Genomic DNA, 18,171 nt, shown 5'->3' on the forward strand with positions numbered 1-18,171 from the left:
CCTTTTGAAAATTTTTTAATTATTTAATACTGTTCCCATCAAATACAAAACGAATATCATATGAAGCGTTATAATTAATAATTGGGATATTAATTTTCACCTTGCCATTTAGTTTTTTTGACAAGTCAGCAACTTCAAATTCTACAACTCTAGTATTCTCTTTTGTATTTTCACTTAACACAGTAGCTTCTACGAATTGACCATTTTTTTCTACTTGTAAACTTTTAATAGAAGTACTATCTTTCACTTTGAATGAAACATATTGTTTTCCATCTTTAACTGTTAATGTTGCCGGACTTTCAAAATAACTATTCATTCTAGACGATTCATCTTTATCGCCTTTCCATACAGTAAAAGCAATATTATATTTTCCATCAGCTACTTTTGTAGCAGCCTTTGTATCTTGTGAACCTAGTGTTGCTATAAACGTAAATAAAACAGCAAATACGGCAATAATCATTTTAAATTGTTTAAACATATATTCATCACCCTTCAAAAGATTTATTTACTTAACTTCACTTTACGAATTAAGAAAACACCTGAAATAAGAATTAACGCTGCAAATAATCCGATGCGTGCTTCATCGCCTGTTTTTGGGTTATCTGTTTTTTCAGCTTTACCGCTTTCATTTGTTCCTTTGTTCGCCTCTTTATTTGCTTCTTTACTCTCTTCTTTCTTCACTTCTTCTTTTACTTTTGTATCTGTTTTTGTTTGATCATTATTCTTTGTTGCAGTAATTGCTTTATTTTCTCCGCCTACCGCTTTTACATCTGCATCAAATGCAAAGCGAATTGTGTAGTTATGGTCATAATTTACGTTAGGTACAACAACATGAATTTTTGCAGCTGCTGGCTTAGATAAATCGTCTATTTTAAACTCTACAGTTCTTTTATCTGCTGATTCATCTTTACTAACAACTTTTGCATCAACAAAATTCCCGTTCTCAGGTGCTTTAAATTCTGTAATCCAAGCACTATGATTCATCGGAATTTGCACTCTCATCTCACCATTTTTTACAACTAACTTAGCTGGTTTTTCAAAATAATCATTTGCCATTGAAGCTGAATCATTTTCCGCTTTTTGAATGACATAGTTAATATCATAAGTACCGTCAGCTAGTTGTGCTGAAGCTTTCCCATATGGCATGACAAGAAAAGCTAGCATACATACGAACGTTATAATAAAAGCGGGTAATACAGAAATCTTTCTCATTTGGCTTACTTCCTCCTTGTTTATCTTTCATCCACACTTTTTTTGAAAATGATAATTATTCTCAATTTATAAGAAAAAAATAATAATCCTCTACCATTATTTAATTGTACTTTCTTTATGTACTGTAGACATTATTGATTATCATTCTCACTTGATGTTAAAAATAATATCCCCCTCTATTCCGTATAAAGAGCGATTCATATTTTAACATAAGTCCCTATCCCATTTGTTGATTATCATTCTCAATGAAACTCAAAAAAAATAAAACTATCCATTTTCCTACTCTATCACCTCTATCTACAAAAATGATATCGTTATAGAAAACCTTATACCTTTCACTCCTCACTTTCCTTCCAATATTTCCACAACTAAGTCAATCTTAGCCTACTCGTAAATTTTTTGTCAACTATATTACGTATAAAATTTTTAATATCTAAATTTCTCTATATACGGCTTTTTCTACAAAAAAAGAGGCTTTCTTTCATAGAAAGCCTCTTTCCTCTATTTTTCTACAGCAATTTCCTGCTTTTGAAACTTAGAAACTATATAACCAAATCCTATACCGATTATGCCTGGAACTAACCAGCCAATGCCTACACTATATAATGGAATCTTATCTAAAATAGGGGCTAGCGCTGCAATTTGAAGGTTTGCATTGTGTAATCCATCAAAGAAACTTATTGCAAATGCTCCTACAATACCACCTACATACATCGCTAATGGAAGACGAACGTAGTTTTCAACAAGTGATAATACAATCAGCACGATACCAATTGGGTAAATTGCAATTAAAATCGGTAATGCTAATGCATTTAACTGAGTTAATCCAAGATTCGCTACCATAAATGCTAATACACAGAAAATGAAAACGACCTTTTGATAAGAAAGCTTTGGTAATAAGGAAGAAAAATATTCCCCACAAGCTGCAACAATACCTACAGAAGTTGTTAAACATGCCGCTGTAATTGCGATCCCTAATAATAAAGTTCCGTAACTACCAAATAAATGATTTACAACGTTTGTTAAAATAATTCCTCCGTTTGCCCCCATTCCAAGAGACACACTAGAAGCTCCCAGATAAGCAAGTGCTAAATAAACAAGTAGTAAACCGAGCGCTGCAATAAATCCTGCAAAGATTGTTACTTTTGCAATGCTGTTCTTATTTGTAACGCCTTTTGCTTTTAAAGCATTAATCACAACATTTCCGAAAACAAGTGCTGCAAGTCCATCTAAAGTTAAATATCCATCAATAAAACCTTTAAAGAGCGGAGCATTATATGCTTCTGTCGGTGCACCAAATTCTCCAATTGGTGTAATAATTGCTTTACCTACGATAATTGCTATAACAGCTAACAAAATTGGAGTTAATACTTTACCGATGCGGCCCACTAATTTCGATGGGTTTAAAGCTAAATAGAAAGTTACTGCAAAGAAAATGAATGTAAAGATAACAAGTGGATACGATTGACCAGCTATCTCACTTGATAAAAACGGTGCAACACTCATTTCATAAGCAACTGTTCCTGTACGCGGAACACTTACGAATACGCCTAAACATAAATAAATTGCAGTGATAAAAACAAGTGCGAATACAGGGTGTACACGTCCCGCTAGCTCATTAATATCTCCCTTTAGAGCTATAACAATTACCCCTAATAAAGGTAATCCAACACCTGTTACGATAAAGCCAAATAACGCGATCCATACGTCTGTTCCAGCACCTTGCCCTAAAGCCGGCGGGAAAATCATATTACCTGCACCGAAAAATAGTGCAAACAACATTAAACTTATTGCAAACATCTCAGAAAACTTTAAAGATGATTTCATTTCTACTAACCTCCTAAATAATTTATTGACAAAATATTCTGAATTAAAACCCGTCATATGTCCTCTTTCAAGCATACTTCCCCGTAAAAGAACGCAAAAAACACCCGTCCCTAACAAAGGGACGAGTGTTGAAATCGTGGTTCCACCCTTATTCTAATAAAATGAATTTATAACAAAATAAGCTCATTTTATAGCTCGTGTAAATTGATAACGGTTTTATCCGCCAAGAATTACAATGCATCATGCAGTTCACTCTTGAAGTTTAGAGGTGGTAAGTTTGTCTTTCCGTATTAGGAAGCTCACAGCCTAGGCTTCCCTCTCTGAGAATCGTCAAAAACAACTCATGTCCTCATCATTACTTTTATAAAATATCTTGTCGAAACTTGTTGTTTTTTATTATATGGGCTATTTTTTAAAAAATCAATAGTTTTATTTTTTCTGACAAAAAAATATAGGGAGAAAATTTTCCCTCCCTATAACTGCCCTATTAATATTTCTAATTCCTCAGCTGTAACGCTCCGCCATTTTCCGACTTCTAGATCATCTAGCTCTATATTCATAATACGAATTCGTTTTAGCTTAGTTACAGTAAACCCGAAAGCACGGCTCATTCTACGAATTTGTCTGTTCATTCCTTGCGTTAAAACGATGCGAAATGTAAATTGATCCACTCTCGTCACTTTACATGGCTTCGTCATTCCATCCTTAATCTTTACACCGCTAGACATCTCATCAATAAACCAATCTGTAAATTGCTTATCAACCGTAACAATATATTCTTTCTCGTGTTCATGATCTCCGTGTAAAATTTGATTGGCAATCCCACCGTTATTCGTTAATAAAATTAATCCTTCCGACGCTTTATCTAATCGCCCAACAGGAAAGATACGCTCTGGGTAATTGATATAATCAATAATATTATCTTCAATATGCTCGGCTGCTGTACAAGTAATGCCAACTGGTTTATGAAAGGCAATATACACCTTTTCCTTCTCTTCTTTTGCAATAACCTGTCCATCAATCGTTACCACATCACCATCGCTCACGAGTGCACCGTGCGTACATATTTCGCCGTTAATCGCCACGCGTCCTGCTTTAATGAGACGGTCTGTTTCGCGTCTTGAGCAAGATTTTGCTTCGCTTATGTATTGGTTGATTTTCATAGCTTATTCCTTTTCATATATATTAAAAGCGTCAATCTATGGCAATATCATTATGCCACGATTGACGCTCGTTTACTTCGCAAAAACAACTAAATAAATAACCCCAATCACCAAAAATATTCCGCAACAAGCTAACAATACTTTTGCAAGTTTGTCCATAAACATATAGTGGTTCCCCTTTGTTTCGTTGTTTGCTATTTTAATTCGACAACTGTTACGCCTAGGCCTCCCTCGCCCATGTCACCGTAGCGGTAGTTTTTCACACCGCGATGTTTCTTCAAGTAATCTTGTACACCTTGGCGAAGCGCTCCTGTTCCTTTACCGTGAATAATTGATACACGAGGATAGCTTGCAAGCTGTGCATCGTCTAAATATTTTTCAACGCGCATCATTGCATCTTCATAACGTTCACCGCGAAGATCAAGCTCTAACGAAACGTGATAATCTCTACCCTTCACACTTGCAACTGCTTTTTTCTCAGTTTGCTTCGGTGTATTAATGTATTCCATATTGGATTCTTTCACTTTCATCTTCAGAATACCAATTTGTACGCTCCACTCTGTATCACTTACTTTTTCAAGCAATTGACCTTTTTGACCGAACGTTAACACTTTTACTTCATCACCTGCGCGTAATTGTTGTTTTGGCGCTGTGTTTTTCACGTTTACTTTTTGTTTCTTCACAAGCTCTGGCGCCGTACCTTCTAGACGGCTCTTCGCTTCAATAAGCTCATGGTCTTTCACGTTTATAAGCTGTGCTTTACGCAATTGACGAAGTTCTTGAATAATGCCTTCTGCTTCTTTCTTTGCAGCTTCGACTTTTTCTTCCCCTTCTTTTTGCGCTTTTAATAATTTTTCATCGCGCTCATCATTAAATTCAATAATTTGACGCTGTAGTTCGCGATGCAGTTTTTCAGATTGCTTGCGAAGAGCTTCTGCTTCGTTCCAGTCACGCTCTGCATTCTTTTGACTTTCTTCTAACTTCGCAATCATATTTTCAATTTTGTTTGTATCTGTACTAATGTGGTTACGAGCTTGATCAATCACGCGATCAGATAATCCAAGGCGCTTCGAAATTTCAAAGGCATTACTACGTCCTGGTACACCGATTAATAATTTATACGTTGGGCTTAATGTATTCACGTCGAACTCAACGCTCGCATTAATAACTTTCTCACGGTTATATCCGTATGCTTTTAATTCTGGGTAATGCGTCGTAGCAACAACGCGAGCACCACGATTACATACTTCATCTAAAATTGAAATTGCTAATGCAGCCCCTTCTTGCGGGTCTGTTCCAGCACCTAATTCATCGAATAGAACTAAGCTTTCAAAATCAGCTTTTTCTAAAATATCAACAATGTTCACCATATGTGAGGAGAACGTACTTAAACTTTGTTCAATCGATTGCTCATCACCGATATCGGCAAAGATATTTTTAAATACACAAATCTCTGACTCATCCATTACTGGAATGTGAAGGCCAGATTGCGCCATTAATACACAAATACCAACTGTTTTCAGCGTAACTGTTTTACCACCTGTATTCGGTCCTGTAATAACAATTGTCGTGAAATCTTTACCTAACATAATGTTATTTGGCACGATAATTTCTGGATCAATAAGCGGATGACGTGCTTGTCTTAAATCCATATAGCGCTCGTTATTTACAATTGGCTTCGTTGCTTTAATTCGCTTCGCATAAAAAGCTTTCGCAAAGATGAAGTCAAGATTCGCAACTACTTCTACATTAGATAAAACGATATCCGCTTCTACTGCCACTTCTTCTGTTAACATGAATAAGATGCGTTCGATTTCTTGTTTTTCTTTCACTCGTGCTTCTTGAAGCGCGTTATTTAACTCTACAATGACTTGTGGTTCAATAAATAACGTTTGCCCAGAAGCTGATTGATCGTGGACAATACCACCATATACACCGCGGTATTCTTGTTTTACTGGGATTACGTAACGTTCGTTACGAATCGTTACAATCGCGTCAGACAGCATCTTTTGCGCGTTGGAAGAACGCGTCATGTTTTCTAACTTTTCACGAATACGGCTTTCCGCAGTACGAATTTGAGTACGAATACCACGCAGTTTATCACTTGCGCTATCGACTACTTCTCCGCCGTCACCGATACAATTTGTAATTTTCTTTTCTAAATCATATAAAGATATAATTTGAGCGACATGAGTTTCTAAAATTGGAAGCTCGACACCATTATCAACCATATCTTCAATGAAACGTTTCATATTGCGACTACCATACATCGTATTGGCAATATCAAGTAGTTCATTCGGGCTTAACATACTTCCAATCTTTGCACGCTTCACATTTGAGCGAATATCCGTAATACCACCTAATGGTGCACTACCTTTTAAACGAATGACTTTCGCTGCTTCATCCGTTGTATCTTGCATTTCTACAATTTCTTCAAAATCAGTGCTCGGCACTAAATGCTTCACTTTGTCACGGCCAAGTGAAGAGGCTGTATGTTCAAGTAATTGTTCTTTTACTTTATTGTATTCTAATACACGCAACGTTCTTTCTAACATGTTGCAGGTCCCCCTTGTGTTACTTATTACGTTTAATATAGTCTAATAAACGTTCAATATCCCACGTGTTAATTACGTTATCTTTTTGAATCCAACCTTTACGTGCTGCTGCTACACCTGTTTCCATATCTTCTAACATTTCAAGCGTATGAGCATCCGTATTAATCGCTACTTTTACACCAGCATCTTGTGCTTGTTTTAATAATTTCGCGCTTAAATCTAGACGGTTTGGATTCGCATTTAATTCTAAAACTGTATTTGTTTCTTTTGCGAGCTCGATTAATAAATCTGTATCCACATCATAGCCCTCGCGGCGTCCAAGAAGACGTCCTGTCGGATGAGCAATCATTGTGACATGCTTATTATCCAGCGCAGCACGAAGACGTTTCATAATCGTTTCACGGTCTTGTGAGAAGCTAGAGTGAATCGCTCCAATTATATAATCTAATTCTGCTAATACTTCATCATCAAAATCAAGTGTTGCATCCGGTAAAATATCCATTTCAATTCCGCGTAAAATTGTAATGTCTGGATACTTTTCGTTCATACGTTCAATTTCTTTTGCCTGTTCACGAAGGCGTTCTTTCGTTAAACCATTCGCTACTTTTAAGTATTGTGAATGGTCGGTAATTGCCATAAATTTATAACCACGAGCACGACATGCCTGTACCATTTCCTCAATCGAAAAGGCACCGTCACTCCACGTTGTATGCATATGTAAATCACCTTGTATATCAGAGAACTGAATTAAGTTCGGATACTCTTTAATTAATTCAATTTCTTTTCCATCTTCACGCACTTCTGGTGGGATGAATGGAAGACCGAAATGAGCGAAGAACTCCTCTTCTGTTTCAAATGTTCTCACTTCACCTGTTTCTAAGTTTTCTACACCGTACTCACTAATTTTCTCGCCTCTATCTTTCGCGATTTGGCGCATTTTTACGTTATGGTCTTTTGATCCTGTGAAATGGTGAAGGGTTGTAATAAATTCTTCTGGTTTTACTAGACGGAAATCGATTGAAATATCATATTCATATTGAAGACGAACAGAAACTTTCGTATCTCCACTTGCGATTACTTCAATCATATTATCAAATTGCAGTAAATGCTCACGTACTGCAGCTGGTTCTGTCGTTGCAATGATAAAGTCTAAATCTTTCACTGTTTCACGAACACGGCGCAAACTACCAGCACGAGAGAAACGAATTACTTCAGCAATATTCGACAATTTCTCCTCTATTTCCCCGGCAATAGGCAATACCATTGCGATTGGTAAACGCTCTGGACGAGATCCTACTTGATCGATTGCTTCTAATATTTTCTCTTCTGTCTTCTTACCGAAGCCTGCTAAAGCTTGTACTTTATTTTCCTCACAAACCGCTTTTAGCGATTCCATATCAACAACACCAAGTTCTTTATATAACTTAGCCAGCTTTTTACCACCAAGTCCTGGCAATTTTAATAACGGTAATAAGCTACTTGGAACTTCTTTCTCAAGCTCTTGTAATACTTCAGATGTTCCCGATTCTATATATTCTTGAATAACTGCTGCTGTTCCTTTTCCAATGCCCGGAATCTTCGTAAAATCTTCAATCTCAGAAAGACTACGATCATCACTTTCTAGTGCTGCTGCCGCTTTACGAAATGCAGATATTTTAAATGGATTCGCGCCCTTTAGTTCCATAAACAGGCCGATTGTCTCTAGTAATTTAATAACTTGTTTTTTATTTACTTTCATCATTACCCCGCCTTTCCTTCATAGAAAAAAACTCCTCTTTCCGAAAAAAGAGAAGTTATACTCTGCTACCTGTCTGCCATAGTTCCTTCACCTTTTCAGAAAGAATCGGTGTATCGTCTACAATTATTTTGCTAATTGATGATTTTTGTAATGGTGTTTGTATTTGTTCAATTGGAAGAATGTTTCCAACGATAATTAAAACAAACAAAATAATATATACTTCTAAAAATCCGAGGATTGCCCCCGCAAACGCATTGACTTGCTTTAAAACCGGTATTTCTGCAAACATATTTAACAAATTACCAAGTAATGAAAGTGCAATTTTTGTAATAATAAACAATATGATAAACGCAAGTGCTTGATAAAATACTGTTTCAATATTATTTGCATCAATCCATTCTGGAACAGATACGTTTTTATCAAATGGATACGGAATAAATTTCGCAAGTGCTGGCGCTAAATCTTTACAGTACCAGTATGCAACAAGGTATGCGATAATAAAGCTTGTTAACTTTACAAGTTGCAGAATAAACCCTCTGCGTAAGCCGAGGAAAAATCCCATAACAAGCAGTAAAATGATAATAATATCAATCATGTTATTCCATTCCTTTTTTTGTCATACTTTCTTTCAATTTCTCATGTTCTTCTTTTAATTTTATGTAATCGTGTATGACGTTTACCGCCGTCAATACCGCTAGTCTACTCGTGTCAAGCGAAGGATTCTTGGCATTGAGTTCGCGCATTTTATCATCCACAATCGCTGCTACCATGCGGATATGACTTGTACTTTCATCGCCAACAACTGAATATTGTTGACCATAGATTTCTACATTAATTCGACTTTTCTTTCCCTTTTGTTGTGACAACTCACCGGCCTCCAATCACGTACAGAATCCTAAAGTTTATCATACCATGAACCATCATATTATGGAAACAGAAAGAACAATCCGATATGATAAAAATAACAATATAAAAAAGGAGCGACCATCTTGTCAAATTCTATCGTAATACAAACAAGTTCCACAGTAATTGAAGACATGAAACAACAATACAAACAAGCGCTTAGTCCAAAAACCCCACAAGGCGGGATCTTCATGGCAAAGGTGCCATCTTGCACGATTACAGCTTATAAATCTGGAAAAGTAATGTTCCAAGGTGGCCGTGCTGAAGCAGAAGCTTCTCGTTGGCAAACTGTCTCTCAAACACCGAAAACAGCTGTAAAAAAAGCTGTCGATTCACACCGTTATGCACCGCCTGCTTCCATCAGTACAATGTCTATCGTAGGGTCAGATGAAGTTGGTACTGGTGATTTCTTCGGACCGATGACAGTAGTTGCTGTATATGTGGATGCGAAGCAAATCCCATTGTTAAAAGAACTTGGTGTAAAAGACTCTAAAAACTTAAATGACGATCAAATTACTGCCATTGCAAAACAACTTCTACACGTTGTTCCTTACAGCTCTCTTGTCCTTCATAATGAAAAATATAACGAGCTATTTGATAAAGGAAACAACCAAGGTAAGTTAAAAGCTTTACTACATAATAAAGCTATTACAAACTTATTAGCTAAAATTGCACCTACAAAGCCTGAAGGCGTCTTAATCGATCAATTCACACAACCTGATACATACTATAAATATTTAGCTAAACAAAAACAGGTACAGCGTGAAAATGTTTACTTCGCGACGAAAGGCGAAAGCGTCCATTTAGCAGTAGCCGCTGCTTCTATTTTAGCTCGTTACTCATTCGTAAAACAGTTTGACGAATTAAGCAAAAAAGCTGGTATGCCACTTCCAAAAGGTGCCGGTAAACAAGTTGATATCGCCGCTGCTAAATTAATTCAAAAGCTTGGTAAAGAACGATTACCTGAGTTTGTGAAAATGCATTTCGCTAATAAGGAGAAGGCGTTTCGCTTATTAAAATAGTATCGACAAAAACAGGAGGCTACAAACTCCTGTTTTTTGTTTCACTATACTATTGTCCGTTTATTTTTGTTACAATTAAAATATACAGATTATTCTAACACAGGAGGAGATTCCCATTGCTACTTCTACAAATGATTCTAAATATTTTACTAGGCGATCCACACGAAAGACAGTTTGAAATTAGAGAAAACATTCAGCTACTAAGTGAACAACGAGAATTCAACGATTTAATAGAGCGCTATGGCCGATCTTTCTTATTAAACTTTCGGATTCGAAGATTTATCGGGAAACACGATGCCCGCTTGTTAATACATAATCCAGCAAAACTACAACACTTCTGTGAGGAACTTGAATGTATGATTAGAAGAAAAAGATTGTTTACATAAGGAGGGAATTCATATGAACGCTTTAAAAGTTAAAAAGTTATTATATGTTTTCGTACACCTCGTAGGCCCACTTTCTTACCTCACTATTTCTACCATTTGGGGAGCTTTTTTCACTTCTAAATCCACATTCGAAAATATATCTGATAATCTTGGTGTGATGGCCATCTATTACGTGCTCATGAGCTTACTGTGGTTTTTCTATTTAGATCAATTAGACAAAGATGTAGATAAAATTACAAAAGAGATTAATGATAATAAGGTGTAATACATATAAAAAAAGGAGAGCCGCCAAGACTCTCCTTTTTTATGTTAGCTTCTTTTCTGCTTCTTATTTGATGAAGATACTTTATGAGAACCTGTTTCATGTGTCGTCGTTCCTTGTCCTTCTACTTCTGGAGAACCTAGGCTTGATCTTGAATGATCTTTTTTTACTTTTTTACTCATTTATATTCACCCCTTCGCGTTACTTTTTGCTACGAGGTAATAAACTATGCAAACAAAAAAGCGAGAGGAAATCCTCTCGCTTTTTTATATTTTAGAATTCAGAAGAGCCTGGAGTTCTTGGGAATGGAATTACGTCACGGATGTTAGCCATGCCAGTGATGTACATTAGGAAGCGCTCGAAACCTAGACCGAATCCAGCGTGTTTTGTACCGCCGTATTTTCTAAGCTCTAAGTACCACCAGTAATCCTCTTCGTTCATACCTAGTTCTTTAATTCTGTCTACTAAAACGTCTATTCTTTCTTCACGTTGGCTTCCGCCGATTAATTCGCCGATGCCAGGAACTAGAAGGTCAGTAGCAGCTACTGTTTTTCCATCTTCATTCATACGCATGTAGAACGCTTTAATGTCTTTCGGATAGTCAGTTACGAATACAGGGCGTTTGAAAATTTCTTCTGATAAGTATCTTTCGTGCTCTGTTTGTAAGTCAATACCCCATTCTACTGGATATTTGAAGTCAGCACCTGACTCTTGAAGCACTTTAATTGCTTCTGTATATGTGATACGACCGAAGTCAGAGTTGATTACGTTGTTCATGCGCTCAAGAACTGTTTTATCAACGAAGCTGTTGAAGAATTCCATTTCTTCTGGTGCATGCTCTAGTACGTATTTCATTGCATATTTCAGCATATCTTCTGTAAGATCCATTACGTCGCCTAATTCAGCGAATGCAATCTCCGGCTCAACCATCCAGAACTCAGCTGCGTGGCGAGTTGTGTTTGAGTTTTCTGCACGGAATGTAGGGCCGAATGTGTATACGTCACGGAATGCTAATGCATAAGCTTCAGCGTTCAGCTGTCCACTTACTGTTAAGTTTGTTTCTTTGCCGAAGAAGTCTTTTGATTCATCAACTTGTCCGTCTTCACCTTTTGGTACGTTGTTTAAATCTTGCGTTGTTACGCGGAACATTTCGCCTGCACCTTCTGTATCACTACCAGTGATGATTGGTGTGTGAACATGTACGAATCCACGCTCTTGGAAGAACTGGTGAATCGCAAATGCTGCGACAGAACGTACACGGAACGTTGCAGAGAATGCATTTGTTCTTGGACGTAAGTGAGCGATTGTACGTAAGTATTCAAACGTGTGACGTTTCTTTTGAAGTGGGTAATCAGAATCTGATAAGCCCTCGATATCAATTTTTTCTGCTTTAATTTCAAATGGTTGCTTCGCTCCAGGCGTTGCAATTACTGTACCTTCTACTTTAACTGAAGAGCTAAGTGGAAGTTTTGCAATTTCTTTGAAGTTTTCTAACTCTGTATCGAAAACGATTTGAACGCTTTTGAAAAAGCTACCGTCGTTTAATTCGATGAAACCAAATGCTTTTGAATCACGTAAGTTACGAATCCACCCTGATACTTGTACTGTTTGACCTGCGTATTTATCTGTATCTCTATACAGACTTTTTACTAATGTGTTTTCCATAGTGAAATTCTCCTTTGCACATATATTTAAATACAAAAAAACCTTTCATCCATAAAGGGACGAAAGGTTAAACTTCGCGGTACCACCCAATTTGTCATAAAGACCAACTTTAACTCGTATGTAATACATACTTCCCGGTTTGTAACAGGCCGGATTCCCGTCTAAGCCTACTCTTAAATACAAGTTTCAATTTCGGTTAGCAACTCCAAGGTGTTCTTCACATATACCGCCTCATCAGGCTCTCACCGTCCCTGACTCGCTTTGGATTATAGTATATACTACTTTTCCTTATCATCGTCTTTCATTTTGTTAAACTAAAATTAATGTACTACATTCGAGAGAAAGATGCAAGATACCAAAAAATATATCAGCGATTTTTGTAATATATCGACTTACCGACAATCGTGCCATAAAAAAATTGCCGGACTGAATCCGGCAATCTTTTATTACTTACGTAACTCCGCACCAAATTTCTCTTCTACCGTCGTTAATACACGGTTATGTGCTTCTGTTACTTCTTCGTCTGTTAACGTACGTTCTGCATCGAAGTAGGTCATAGAGAATGCAAGTGATTTCTTGCCTTCTTCCATTTTTTCACCTTCGTATAAGTCGAATAGCGCTACGTCTTTCAGAAGTTCTCCGCCAGCTTCAGCAATGACTTGCTTCATTTCGCCAGCTTTTGTTTCTTTTGTTACGACAACAGCCATATCACGTGTCATAGATGGGAAACGTGGAATTGCTGCGTAGTAAGTTTCTTCTGCGTCTGCACCGAACACTTTTACAAGAGATAGTTCGAATACGAATGTATTTTTCACATCTAATTGTTTTTCTGCTTCTGGGTGCAATTGACCGATGAAACCAATTACTTCGCCATCTAATACGATGTCAGCTGTACGACCTGGGTGCATACCTTCACGTTTTGCTGGTGCATATGTGATTTGGTTTGCAACGCCAAGTACGTCGAATAATCCTTCTAGTACACCCTTCACAACGAAGAAGTCTACTACTTTCTTCTCACCTTGCCATGCATGGTGAAGTGCAAGACCTATCATAACACCTGCAAGATGTTGTTCTTCTTTCGGAAGTTCTCCTGCTTCTGTCGGTAAGAAGACAGAACCTACTTCGTATAAAGCAACACTATCGTTTTTACGTGCCACATTGTATGAAACTGCTTCTAACAATTGTGGCACTAGGCTTAAACGAAGTTGGCTACGCTCTTCACTCATTGGAAGTGCAAGGTTTACAGGCGCCTTTTCGTTTGGCTCAACCATATATTGCTTCGCTTTATCAGCGCTCGTTAATGAATACGTGATTGCTTCATATAAACCAGCACCTTCTAAGAAGCGACGTACTTTACGACGTTTCGTTTGTGCTGATGTTAATTTACCACGAGTCATTGTTCCAGAAGGTAATGTAACTGGAATGTGGTCATAACCGTATAGACGACCCACTTCTTCTACTAAGTCTTCTGAAATTGTAATATCAGGACGACGTGCTGGTACATTCACATGGAATGTTCCTTCTACTTCTGTGAATGGGAATTTTAAGTTTGTGAACATTGTACCCATTTCACTTGCAGAAATATTTGTACCTAATACACGGTTTACTTTTTCAGCAGTAACAGATACTGTACGTTCTTGTACTTGTAAGTTGTCAGCTTCTACTACACCTTCAAATGCTTCTCCACCAGCGTATTTCGCCATTAAAGCAGCTGCGTGTTGAATTGCTTCAAATGTACGTGTTGGGTCAATTCCTTTTTCAAAACGTGCACTTGATTCACTGCGAAGACCTAAGTCTTTTGATGTACGGCGTACTGTTTGACCTGCAAAGTATGCAGATTCAATTAAAACGTTTACTGTCTCATTTGTAACTTCAGAATCCGCTCCGCCCATTACACCAGCAACAGCTAAAGCTTTTGTTCCGTTTGTAATTACAAGGTGGTGGCTTTGTAACGTACGCTCTTGATCATCTAACGTTTCAATTTTTTCACCTTCTTTTGCAAGACGAACAACGATTTCTTTTGAACCTAATTTATCGTAATCGAATGCATGTAACGGTTGACCGTATTCCATTAAAATGTAGTTTGTAATATCAACTACATTGCTAATTGGACGAATGCCAGCTGCCATAAGGCGCGTTTGCATCCACATTGGTGATGGACCAATCTTTACGTTCTTTACCATTTTTGCAATATATAATGGGTTTTCTTCTTTCGCTTCTACACTTACAGAAATGTAATCAGAAGTTTTTTCTGCTGTTTCTTGTAAGCTGATAGCTGGAAGTTTTACTTCACGGCCGTAAATAGCAGCGACTTCATATGCAACACCTAGCATGTTTAAGCAATCTGCACGGTTTGGTGTTAAACCAAGCTCAAGTACTTCATCATGTAAGTTTAAAATTTCAAGTGCGTCTGCACCAACTTCAGCGTCACTTGGGAAGATGAAGATACCGTCTGCATATTCTTTTGAAACTAACTTTCCATCAATGCCAAGCTCTTGAAGCGCACAAACCATACCATGAGAAGCTTCACCACGTAGTTTTGCCTTTTTAATTTTGAAGTTGCCAGGAAGTACAGCACCAACTTTTGCAACTGGTACTTTTAAACCTTTTGCAATGTTAGCAGCTCCACAAATAATTTGAACTGGCTCTTCTTCACCGATATCGATTAAGCATTTGCTTAATTTATCAGCTTCTGGGTGTTTTTCACATTCTAATACGTGACCAACTACAACACCTTTTACACCTTTATTTAATACTTCAACACCTTCTACTTCAATACCACTTTTCGTGATTTTGTCTGCTAGCTCTTGTGCTGTTACATCTTTAATATCTACATACTCTTGTAACCAACGATATGATACGAACATACTTATCCTCTCCTTCCCTTACGCTCGTTTGAATTGTTGTAAGAAACGTACATCATTTGTATAGAAATGACGAATGTCATCTACGCCGTATTTCAACATTGCGATACGCTCTGCGCCCATACCGAATGCGAAACCTTGATATTCTTTTGAATCATAACCAGCCATTTCAAGTACGTTCGGATGAACCATACCTGCGCCTAAAATTTCGATCCAGCCAGTTCCTTTACAAGTGCCGCAACCTTTGCCGTGACACATCATACAAGAAATATCCATCTCTACAGATGGCTCTGTGAATGGGAAGAAACTTGGACGAAGACGGATTTCACGATCTTCACCGAACATCTTTTTCACGAATACTTGCAGTGTACCTTTTAAGTCACTCATGCGAATGTTTTTATCAATTACAAGACCTTCAATTTGCATGAACTGGTGTGAATGCGTCGCATCATCGTCATCACGGCGATAAACTTTACCAGGACAAATAATTTTAATTGGGCCTTTTTCTTTATGATTTTCCATCGTACGTGCTTGCACAGAAGATGTATGTGTACGTAGTAACGTTTCTTCTGTAATGTAGAATGTATCTTGCATATCACGCGCTGGGTGATCTTTCGGTAAGTTTAATGCTTCGAAGTTGTAGTAGTCTTTTTCTACTTCTGTTCCTTCAGCTACTTCATAACCCATACCGATGAATACATCTTCAATTTGTTCAACAACAGCTGTTAACGGATGGTGACAACCTGTTTCAACAGGACGACCTGGTAGTGTAACATCAATTGTTTCCGTAGCTAATTTCGCTTCAATTACTGCTTTTTCTAAGTTACCAATTTTGTCTTCTAAACGCGTTTGGATCGCTTCACGTACTTCATTTACTAATGCTCCCATACGTGGACGCTCTTCTGCTGATAATTTTCCCATGCCGCGTAATACTTCTGTAATTGGACCTTTTTTACCTAAATACGCTACGCGTACGTCGTTTAAGCCCTTTAGCTCTTTCGCTTCTTCAATAAGCTCTAACGCTTTTTGCTTTAGCTCTTTTAAACGTGCTTCCATTTGGAACCCTCCTAATTTTAAAAATAAAAAAACCTCGCTCCCAAAAAGGGACGAGGTAAATTCGCGGTACCACCCTAAATTGACAGACCAGGTCTGCCCACTCATTAGTTATAACGATCAATTCTGACCGGAACGCCTTTACATATATATGGTCCTGGCGTCAACTCCAGAGGTGAATTCACTTCCGTCTACCATAAGAATACTTTCAGTCTAAGGCATTCTCTCCCTTTATGGCGATTTTGTAAGTTACTCTTCTCTATCAACGTTTTTCGTTATTTAACTTTTAATATAATATACTTCAACTTATTATAAGAAGTTTTTTATTTGTTCGCAACTGGGCTTTGCAAATAATACGTTAAAATCCCTGCTGCAACCGCAACATTTAATGATTCTGCCCCGCCGTAAATCGGAATATACAAGTTTTGATCACTTTTTGCAAGAATTTCTTCGCTTACGCCACTTCCTTCATTTCCTACAATTAATGCAAAACTACCAGCTGGTGTTACTTCACCATATGGAACTCCATTTTCAAGAGCGGTTCCATATACAGGAACGTTATTTTCTTTTAACTTGTCTACCCACTCTTCTAAGTTCCCTTTTACAACTGGTAAATGGAAAATAGAACCTTGTGTAGAACGAAGCACTTTACTATTATATGCATCAACGCATCCTTCTCCAAGCACAACAGCATGAATACCAGCTGCATCAGCTGTACGAATAATTGTCCCTAAGTTGCCCGGGTCTTGAAGACCATCTAATAAAAGAAACTTTCCATCTGCAAGAGCTACTTCACTCTCGTGTTTCTCACAAACAGCAAATACCCCTTGCGTCGTTTCTGTTTCACGGAGTACTTTTACGATTGCTTCAGGTACGATATACATTTCCACATCATTAACTGTCCAATCTTTCGGAAGATCTGTCTGATCAGAAACGATAAGTTCTGTTACAACTCCTGCTTTTAAAGCTTCTTCCACTAAGTGGAATCCTTCTACAAAAAATAAACCCTTTTTATCGCGCTCTTTTTTCGTCTGCAGCTTTTTCCACTGCTTCACACGCGGATTTTGCACTGAATCAATGTTTTTCATAATATGTATTTCCCTCTCTTCTTGTCTTATCATTATAGCCTATTTTTCATACATATTTACATAAAAAAGAACAAAAACTAACGTCAGTTTCAATTCTGAAGAAGAGGTGAAGATAATGAGTTTTAATTTACGCGGCGCTGTATTAGCGAATGTATCTGGAAATTCACAAGATCAATTACAAGAAACGATTGTCGATGCAATTCAAAGCGGTGAAGAAAAAATGCTTCCAGGTCTTGGCGTTTTATTCGAAGTCATTTGGAAAAATGCTGATGAAAATGAAAAACACGAAATGTTAGGAACACTGGAGCAAGGATTAAAAAAATAAACAATAAAAGGTCACCTTAGAAAAAAAACTAAGGTGACCTTTTATGTCTATAAAATTTTTCTTCTCCTAAACATTTCTACTTTACTAACGCTACCCAGATGGAGTACA

17 protein-coding genes and 3 other annotated features are annotated in these 18,171 nt (G+C 37.4%); of the genes, 4 read left to right on the forward strand and 13 right to left on the reverse strand.

What is annotated here, in order from left to right; genetic code table 11:
* Window positions 1-19: 19 nt before the first annotated feature.
* The 8 genes from MKX31_RS20630 to zapA all read right to left on the reverse strand — a co-directional run bounded on the left by MKX31_RS20630 (window position 20) and on the right by zapA (window position 9,361).
* The gene (locus MKX31_RS20630) at window positions 20-478 is read right to left on the reverse strand and encodes an NEAT domain-containing protein (RefSeq protein ID WP_064474635.1); all 459 of its coding nucleotides are present in this window, start codon (window positions 476-478) and stop codon (window positions 20-22) included.
* A 23-nt stretch (window positions 479-501) separates the two neighbouring features.
* Window positions 502-1,212, reverse strand: a complete 711-nt coding sequence (isdC, locus tag MKX31_RS20635; RefSeq protein ID WP_064474634.1) for a heme uptake protein IsdC — start codon at window positions 1,210-1,212, stop codon at window positions 502-504.
* Window positions 1,213-1,713: 501 nt separating this feature from the next.
* Window positions 1,714-3,039, reverse strand: coding sequence for a branched-chain amino acid transport system II carrier protein BrnQ6 (brnQ6, locus tag MKX31_RS20640; protein WP_098111477.1), 1,326 nt, complete (start codon window positions 3,037-3,039; stop codon window positions 1,714-1,716).
* Window positions 3,040-3,153: 114 nt separating this feature from the next.
* Window positions 3,154-3,404 (reverse strand) — a binding site (T-box leader).
* A 108-nt stretch (window positions 3,405-3,512) separates the two neighbouring features.
* A complete protein-coding gene (locus MKX31_RS20645) occupies window positions 3,513-4,202 on the reverse strand; it encodes a 23S rRNA pseudouridine(2604) synthase RluF (RefSeq protein ID WP_064474632.1) in 690 nt (229 codons plus the stop codon).
* A 194-nt stretch (window positions 4,203-4,396) separates the two neighbouring features.
* The gene (locus MKX31_RS20650; RefSeq protein WP_098111476.1) at window positions 4,397-6,757 is read right to left on the reverse strand and encodes an endonuclease MutS2; all 2,361 of its coding nucleotides are present in this window, start codon (window positions 6,755-6,757) and stop codon (window positions 4,397-4,399) included.
* Between the two features lie 19 nt (window positions 6,758-6,776).
* Window positions 6,777-8,495 carry a DNA polymerase/3'-5' exonuclease PolX gene (gene polX, locus MKX31_RS20655; protein WP_098111475.1) on the reverse strand — a complete coding sequence of 573 codons (1,719 nt, stop codon included), beginning with the start codon at window positions 8,493-8,495 and terminating at the stop codon, window positions 6,777-6,779.
* Between the two features lie 55 nt (window positions 8,496-8,550).
* Window positions 8,551-9,090, reverse strand: a complete 540-nt coding sequence (locus MKX31_RS20660; protein ID WP_000565411.1) for a CvpA family protein — start codon at window positions 9,088-9,090, stop codon at window positions 8,551-8,553.
* A 1-nt stretch (window position 9,091) separates the two neighbouring features.
* Window positions 9,092-9,361, reverse strand: a complete 270-nt coding sequence (zapA, locus tag MKX31_RS20665; protein ID WP_000082701.1) for a cell division protein ZapA — start codon at window positions 9,359-9,361, stop codon at window positions 9,092-9,094.
* A gap of 123 nt (window positions 9,362-9,484) precedes the next feature.
* Between zapA and rnhC the strand changes: the two genes are divergently transcribed.
* The 3 genes from rnhC (at window position 9,485) to MKX31_RS20680 (ending at window position 11,071) form a co-directional block, all read left to right on the forward strand.
* Window positions 9,485-10,420, forward strand: a complete 936-nt coding sequence (gene rnhC, locus MKX31_RS20670; RefSeq protein ID WP_064474629.1) for a ribonuclease HIII — start codon at window positions 9,485-9,487, stop codon at window positions 10,418-10,420.
* A gap of 116 nt (window positions 10,421-10,536) precedes the next feature.
* Window positions 10,537-10,806: a hypothetical protein gene (locus tag MKX31_RS20675; protein ID WP_000925541.1), complete on the forward strand. Its 270-nt coding sequence runs from the start codon at window positions 10,537-10,539 to the stop codon at window positions 10,804-10,806.
* 13 nt (window positions 10,807-10,819) lie between these two features.
* Window positions 10,820-11,071 carry a hypothetical protein gene (locus MKX31_RS20680; RefSeq protein WP_088048034.1) on the forward strand — a complete coding sequence of 84 codons (252 nt, stop codon included), beginning with the start codon at window positions 10,820-10,822 and terminating at the stop codon, window positions 11,069-11,071.
* A 44-nt stretch (window positions 11,072-11,115) separates the two neighbouring features.
* Here MKX31_RS20680 and MKX31_RS20685 read toward each other — a convergent pair whose 3' ends face one another.
* The 5 genes from MKX31_RS20685 to MKX31_RS20705 form a co-directional block, all read right to left on the reverse strand.
* Complete coding sequence (locus MKX31_RS20685) at window positions 11,116-11,250, reverse strand: YuzL family protein (protein ID WP_000039594.1); 135 nt, start codon at window positions 11,248-11,250, stop codon at window positions 11,116-11,118.
* 91 nt (window positions 11,251-11,341) lie between these two features.
* Window positions 11,342-12,733 carry an asparagine--tRNA ligase gene (gene asnS / locus MKX31_RS20690; RefSeq protein WP_064474627.1) on the reverse strand — a complete coding sequence of 464 codons (1,392 nt, stop codon included), beginning with the start codon at window positions 12,731-12,733 and terminating at the stop codon, window positions 11,342-11,344.
* Between the two features lie 52 nt (window positions 12,734-12,785).
* Window positions 12,786-13,037, reverse strand: a binding site (T-box leader).
* 142 nt (window positions 13,038-13,179) lie between these two features.
* On the reverse strand, window positions 13,180-15,600 hold the full coding sequence (pheT, locus tag MKX31_RS20695) for a phenylalanine--tRNA ligase subunit beta (RefSeq protein ID WP_088048033.1): 2,421 nt from the start codon (window positions 15,598-15,600) through the stop codon (window positions 13,180-13,182).
* Window positions 15,601-15,618: 18 nt separating this feature from the next.
* Window positions 15,619-16,653 carry a phenylalanine--tRNA ligase subunit alpha gene (gene pheS / locus MKX31_RS20700; RefSeq protein WP_340981478.1) on the reverse strand — a complete coding sequence of 345 codons (1,035 nt, stop codon included), beginning with the start codon at window positions 16,651-16,653 and terminating at the stop codon, window positions 15,619-15,621.
* A 43-nt stretch (window positions 16,654-16,696) separates the two neighbouring features.
* Window positions 16,697-16,925, reverse strand: a binding site (T-box leader).
* Window positions 16,926-16,973: 48 nt separating this feature from the next.
* Complete coding sequence (locus MKX31_RS20705; RefSeq protein WP_002096285.1) at window positions 16,974-17,771, reverse strand: TrmH family RNA methyltransferase; 798 nt, start codon at window positions 17,769-17,771, stop codon at window positions 16,974-16,976.
* 82 nt (window positions 17,772-17,853) lie between these two features.
* Here MKX31_RS20705 and sspI point away from each other — a divergent pair, with 82 nt between their 5' ends.
* A complete protein-coding gene (gene sspI / locus MKX31_RS20710) occupies window positions 17,854-18,063 on the forward strand; it encodes a small acid-soluble spore protein SspI (protein WP_000009511.1) in 210 nt (69 codons plus the stop codon).
* Window positions 18,064-18,171: the final 108 nt, after the last annotated feature.

Origin of the sequence: Bacillus sp. FSL M8-0063 (assembly GCF_038005545.1) — a bacterium.
In the GTDB taxonomy this organism is placed as follows: domain Bacteria; phylum Bacillota; class Bacilli; order Bacillales; family Bacillaceae_G; genus Bacillus_A; species Bacillus_A wiedmannii.

Bases quoted from the DNA above. Each gene is read 5' to 3' on its own strand.
- polX (WP_098111475.1), bottom strand. From the start codon at position 8,495: ATGAAAGTAAATAAAAAACAAGTTATTAAATTACTAGAGACAATCGGC.
- MKX31_RS20680 (WP_088048034.1), top strand. From the start codon at position 10,820: ATGAACGCTTTAAAAGTTAAAAAGTTATTATATGTTTTCGTACACCTC.
- MKX31_RS20630 (WP_064474635.1), bottom strand. From the start codon at position 478: ATGTTTAAACAATTTAAAATGATTATTGCCGTATTTGCTGTTTTATTT.
- brnQ6 (WP_098111477.1), bottom strand. From the start codon at position 3,039: ATGAAATCATCTTTAAAGTTTTCTGAGATGTTTGCAATAAGTTTAATG.
- isdC (WP_064474634.1), bottom strand. From the start codon at position 1,212: ATGAGAAAGATTTCTGTATTACCCGCTTTTATTATAACGTTCGTATGT.
- sspI (WP_000009511.1), top strand. From the start codon at position 17,854: ATGAGTTTTAATTTACGCGGCGCTGTATTAGCGAATGTATCTGGAAAT.
- pheS (WP_340981478.1), bottom strand. From the start codon at position 16,653: ATGGAAGCACGTTTAAAAGAGCTAAAGCAAAAAGCGTTAGAGCTTATT.
- MKX31_RS20650 (WP_098111476.1), bottom strand. From the start codon at position 6,757: ATGTTAGAAAGAACGTTGCGTGTATTAGAATACAATAAAGTAAAAGAA.
- MKX31_RS20685 (WP_000039594.1), bottom strand. From the start codon at position 11,250: ATGAGTAAAAAAGTAAAAAAAGATCATTCAAGATCAAGCCTAGGTTCT.
- MKX31_RS20705 (WP_002096285.1), bottom strand. From the start codon at position 17,771: ATGATAAGACAAGAAGAGAGGGAAATACATATTATGAAAAACATTGAT.
- MKX31_RS20645 (WP_064474632.1), bottom strand. From the start codon at position 4,202: ATGAAAATCAACCAATACATAAGCGAAGCAAAATCTTGCTCAAGACGC.
- pheT (WP_088048033.1), bottom strand. From the start codon at position 15,600: ATGTTCGTATCATATCGTTGGTTACAAGAGTATGTAGATATTAAAGAT.
- MKX31_RS20660 (WP_000565411.1), bottom strand. From the start codon at position 9,090: ATGATTGATATTATTATCATTTTACTGCTTGTTATGGGATTTTTCCTC.
- asnS (WP_064474627.1), bottom strand. From the start codon at position 12,733: ATGGAAAACACATTAGTAAAAAGTCTGTATAGAGATACAGATAAATAC.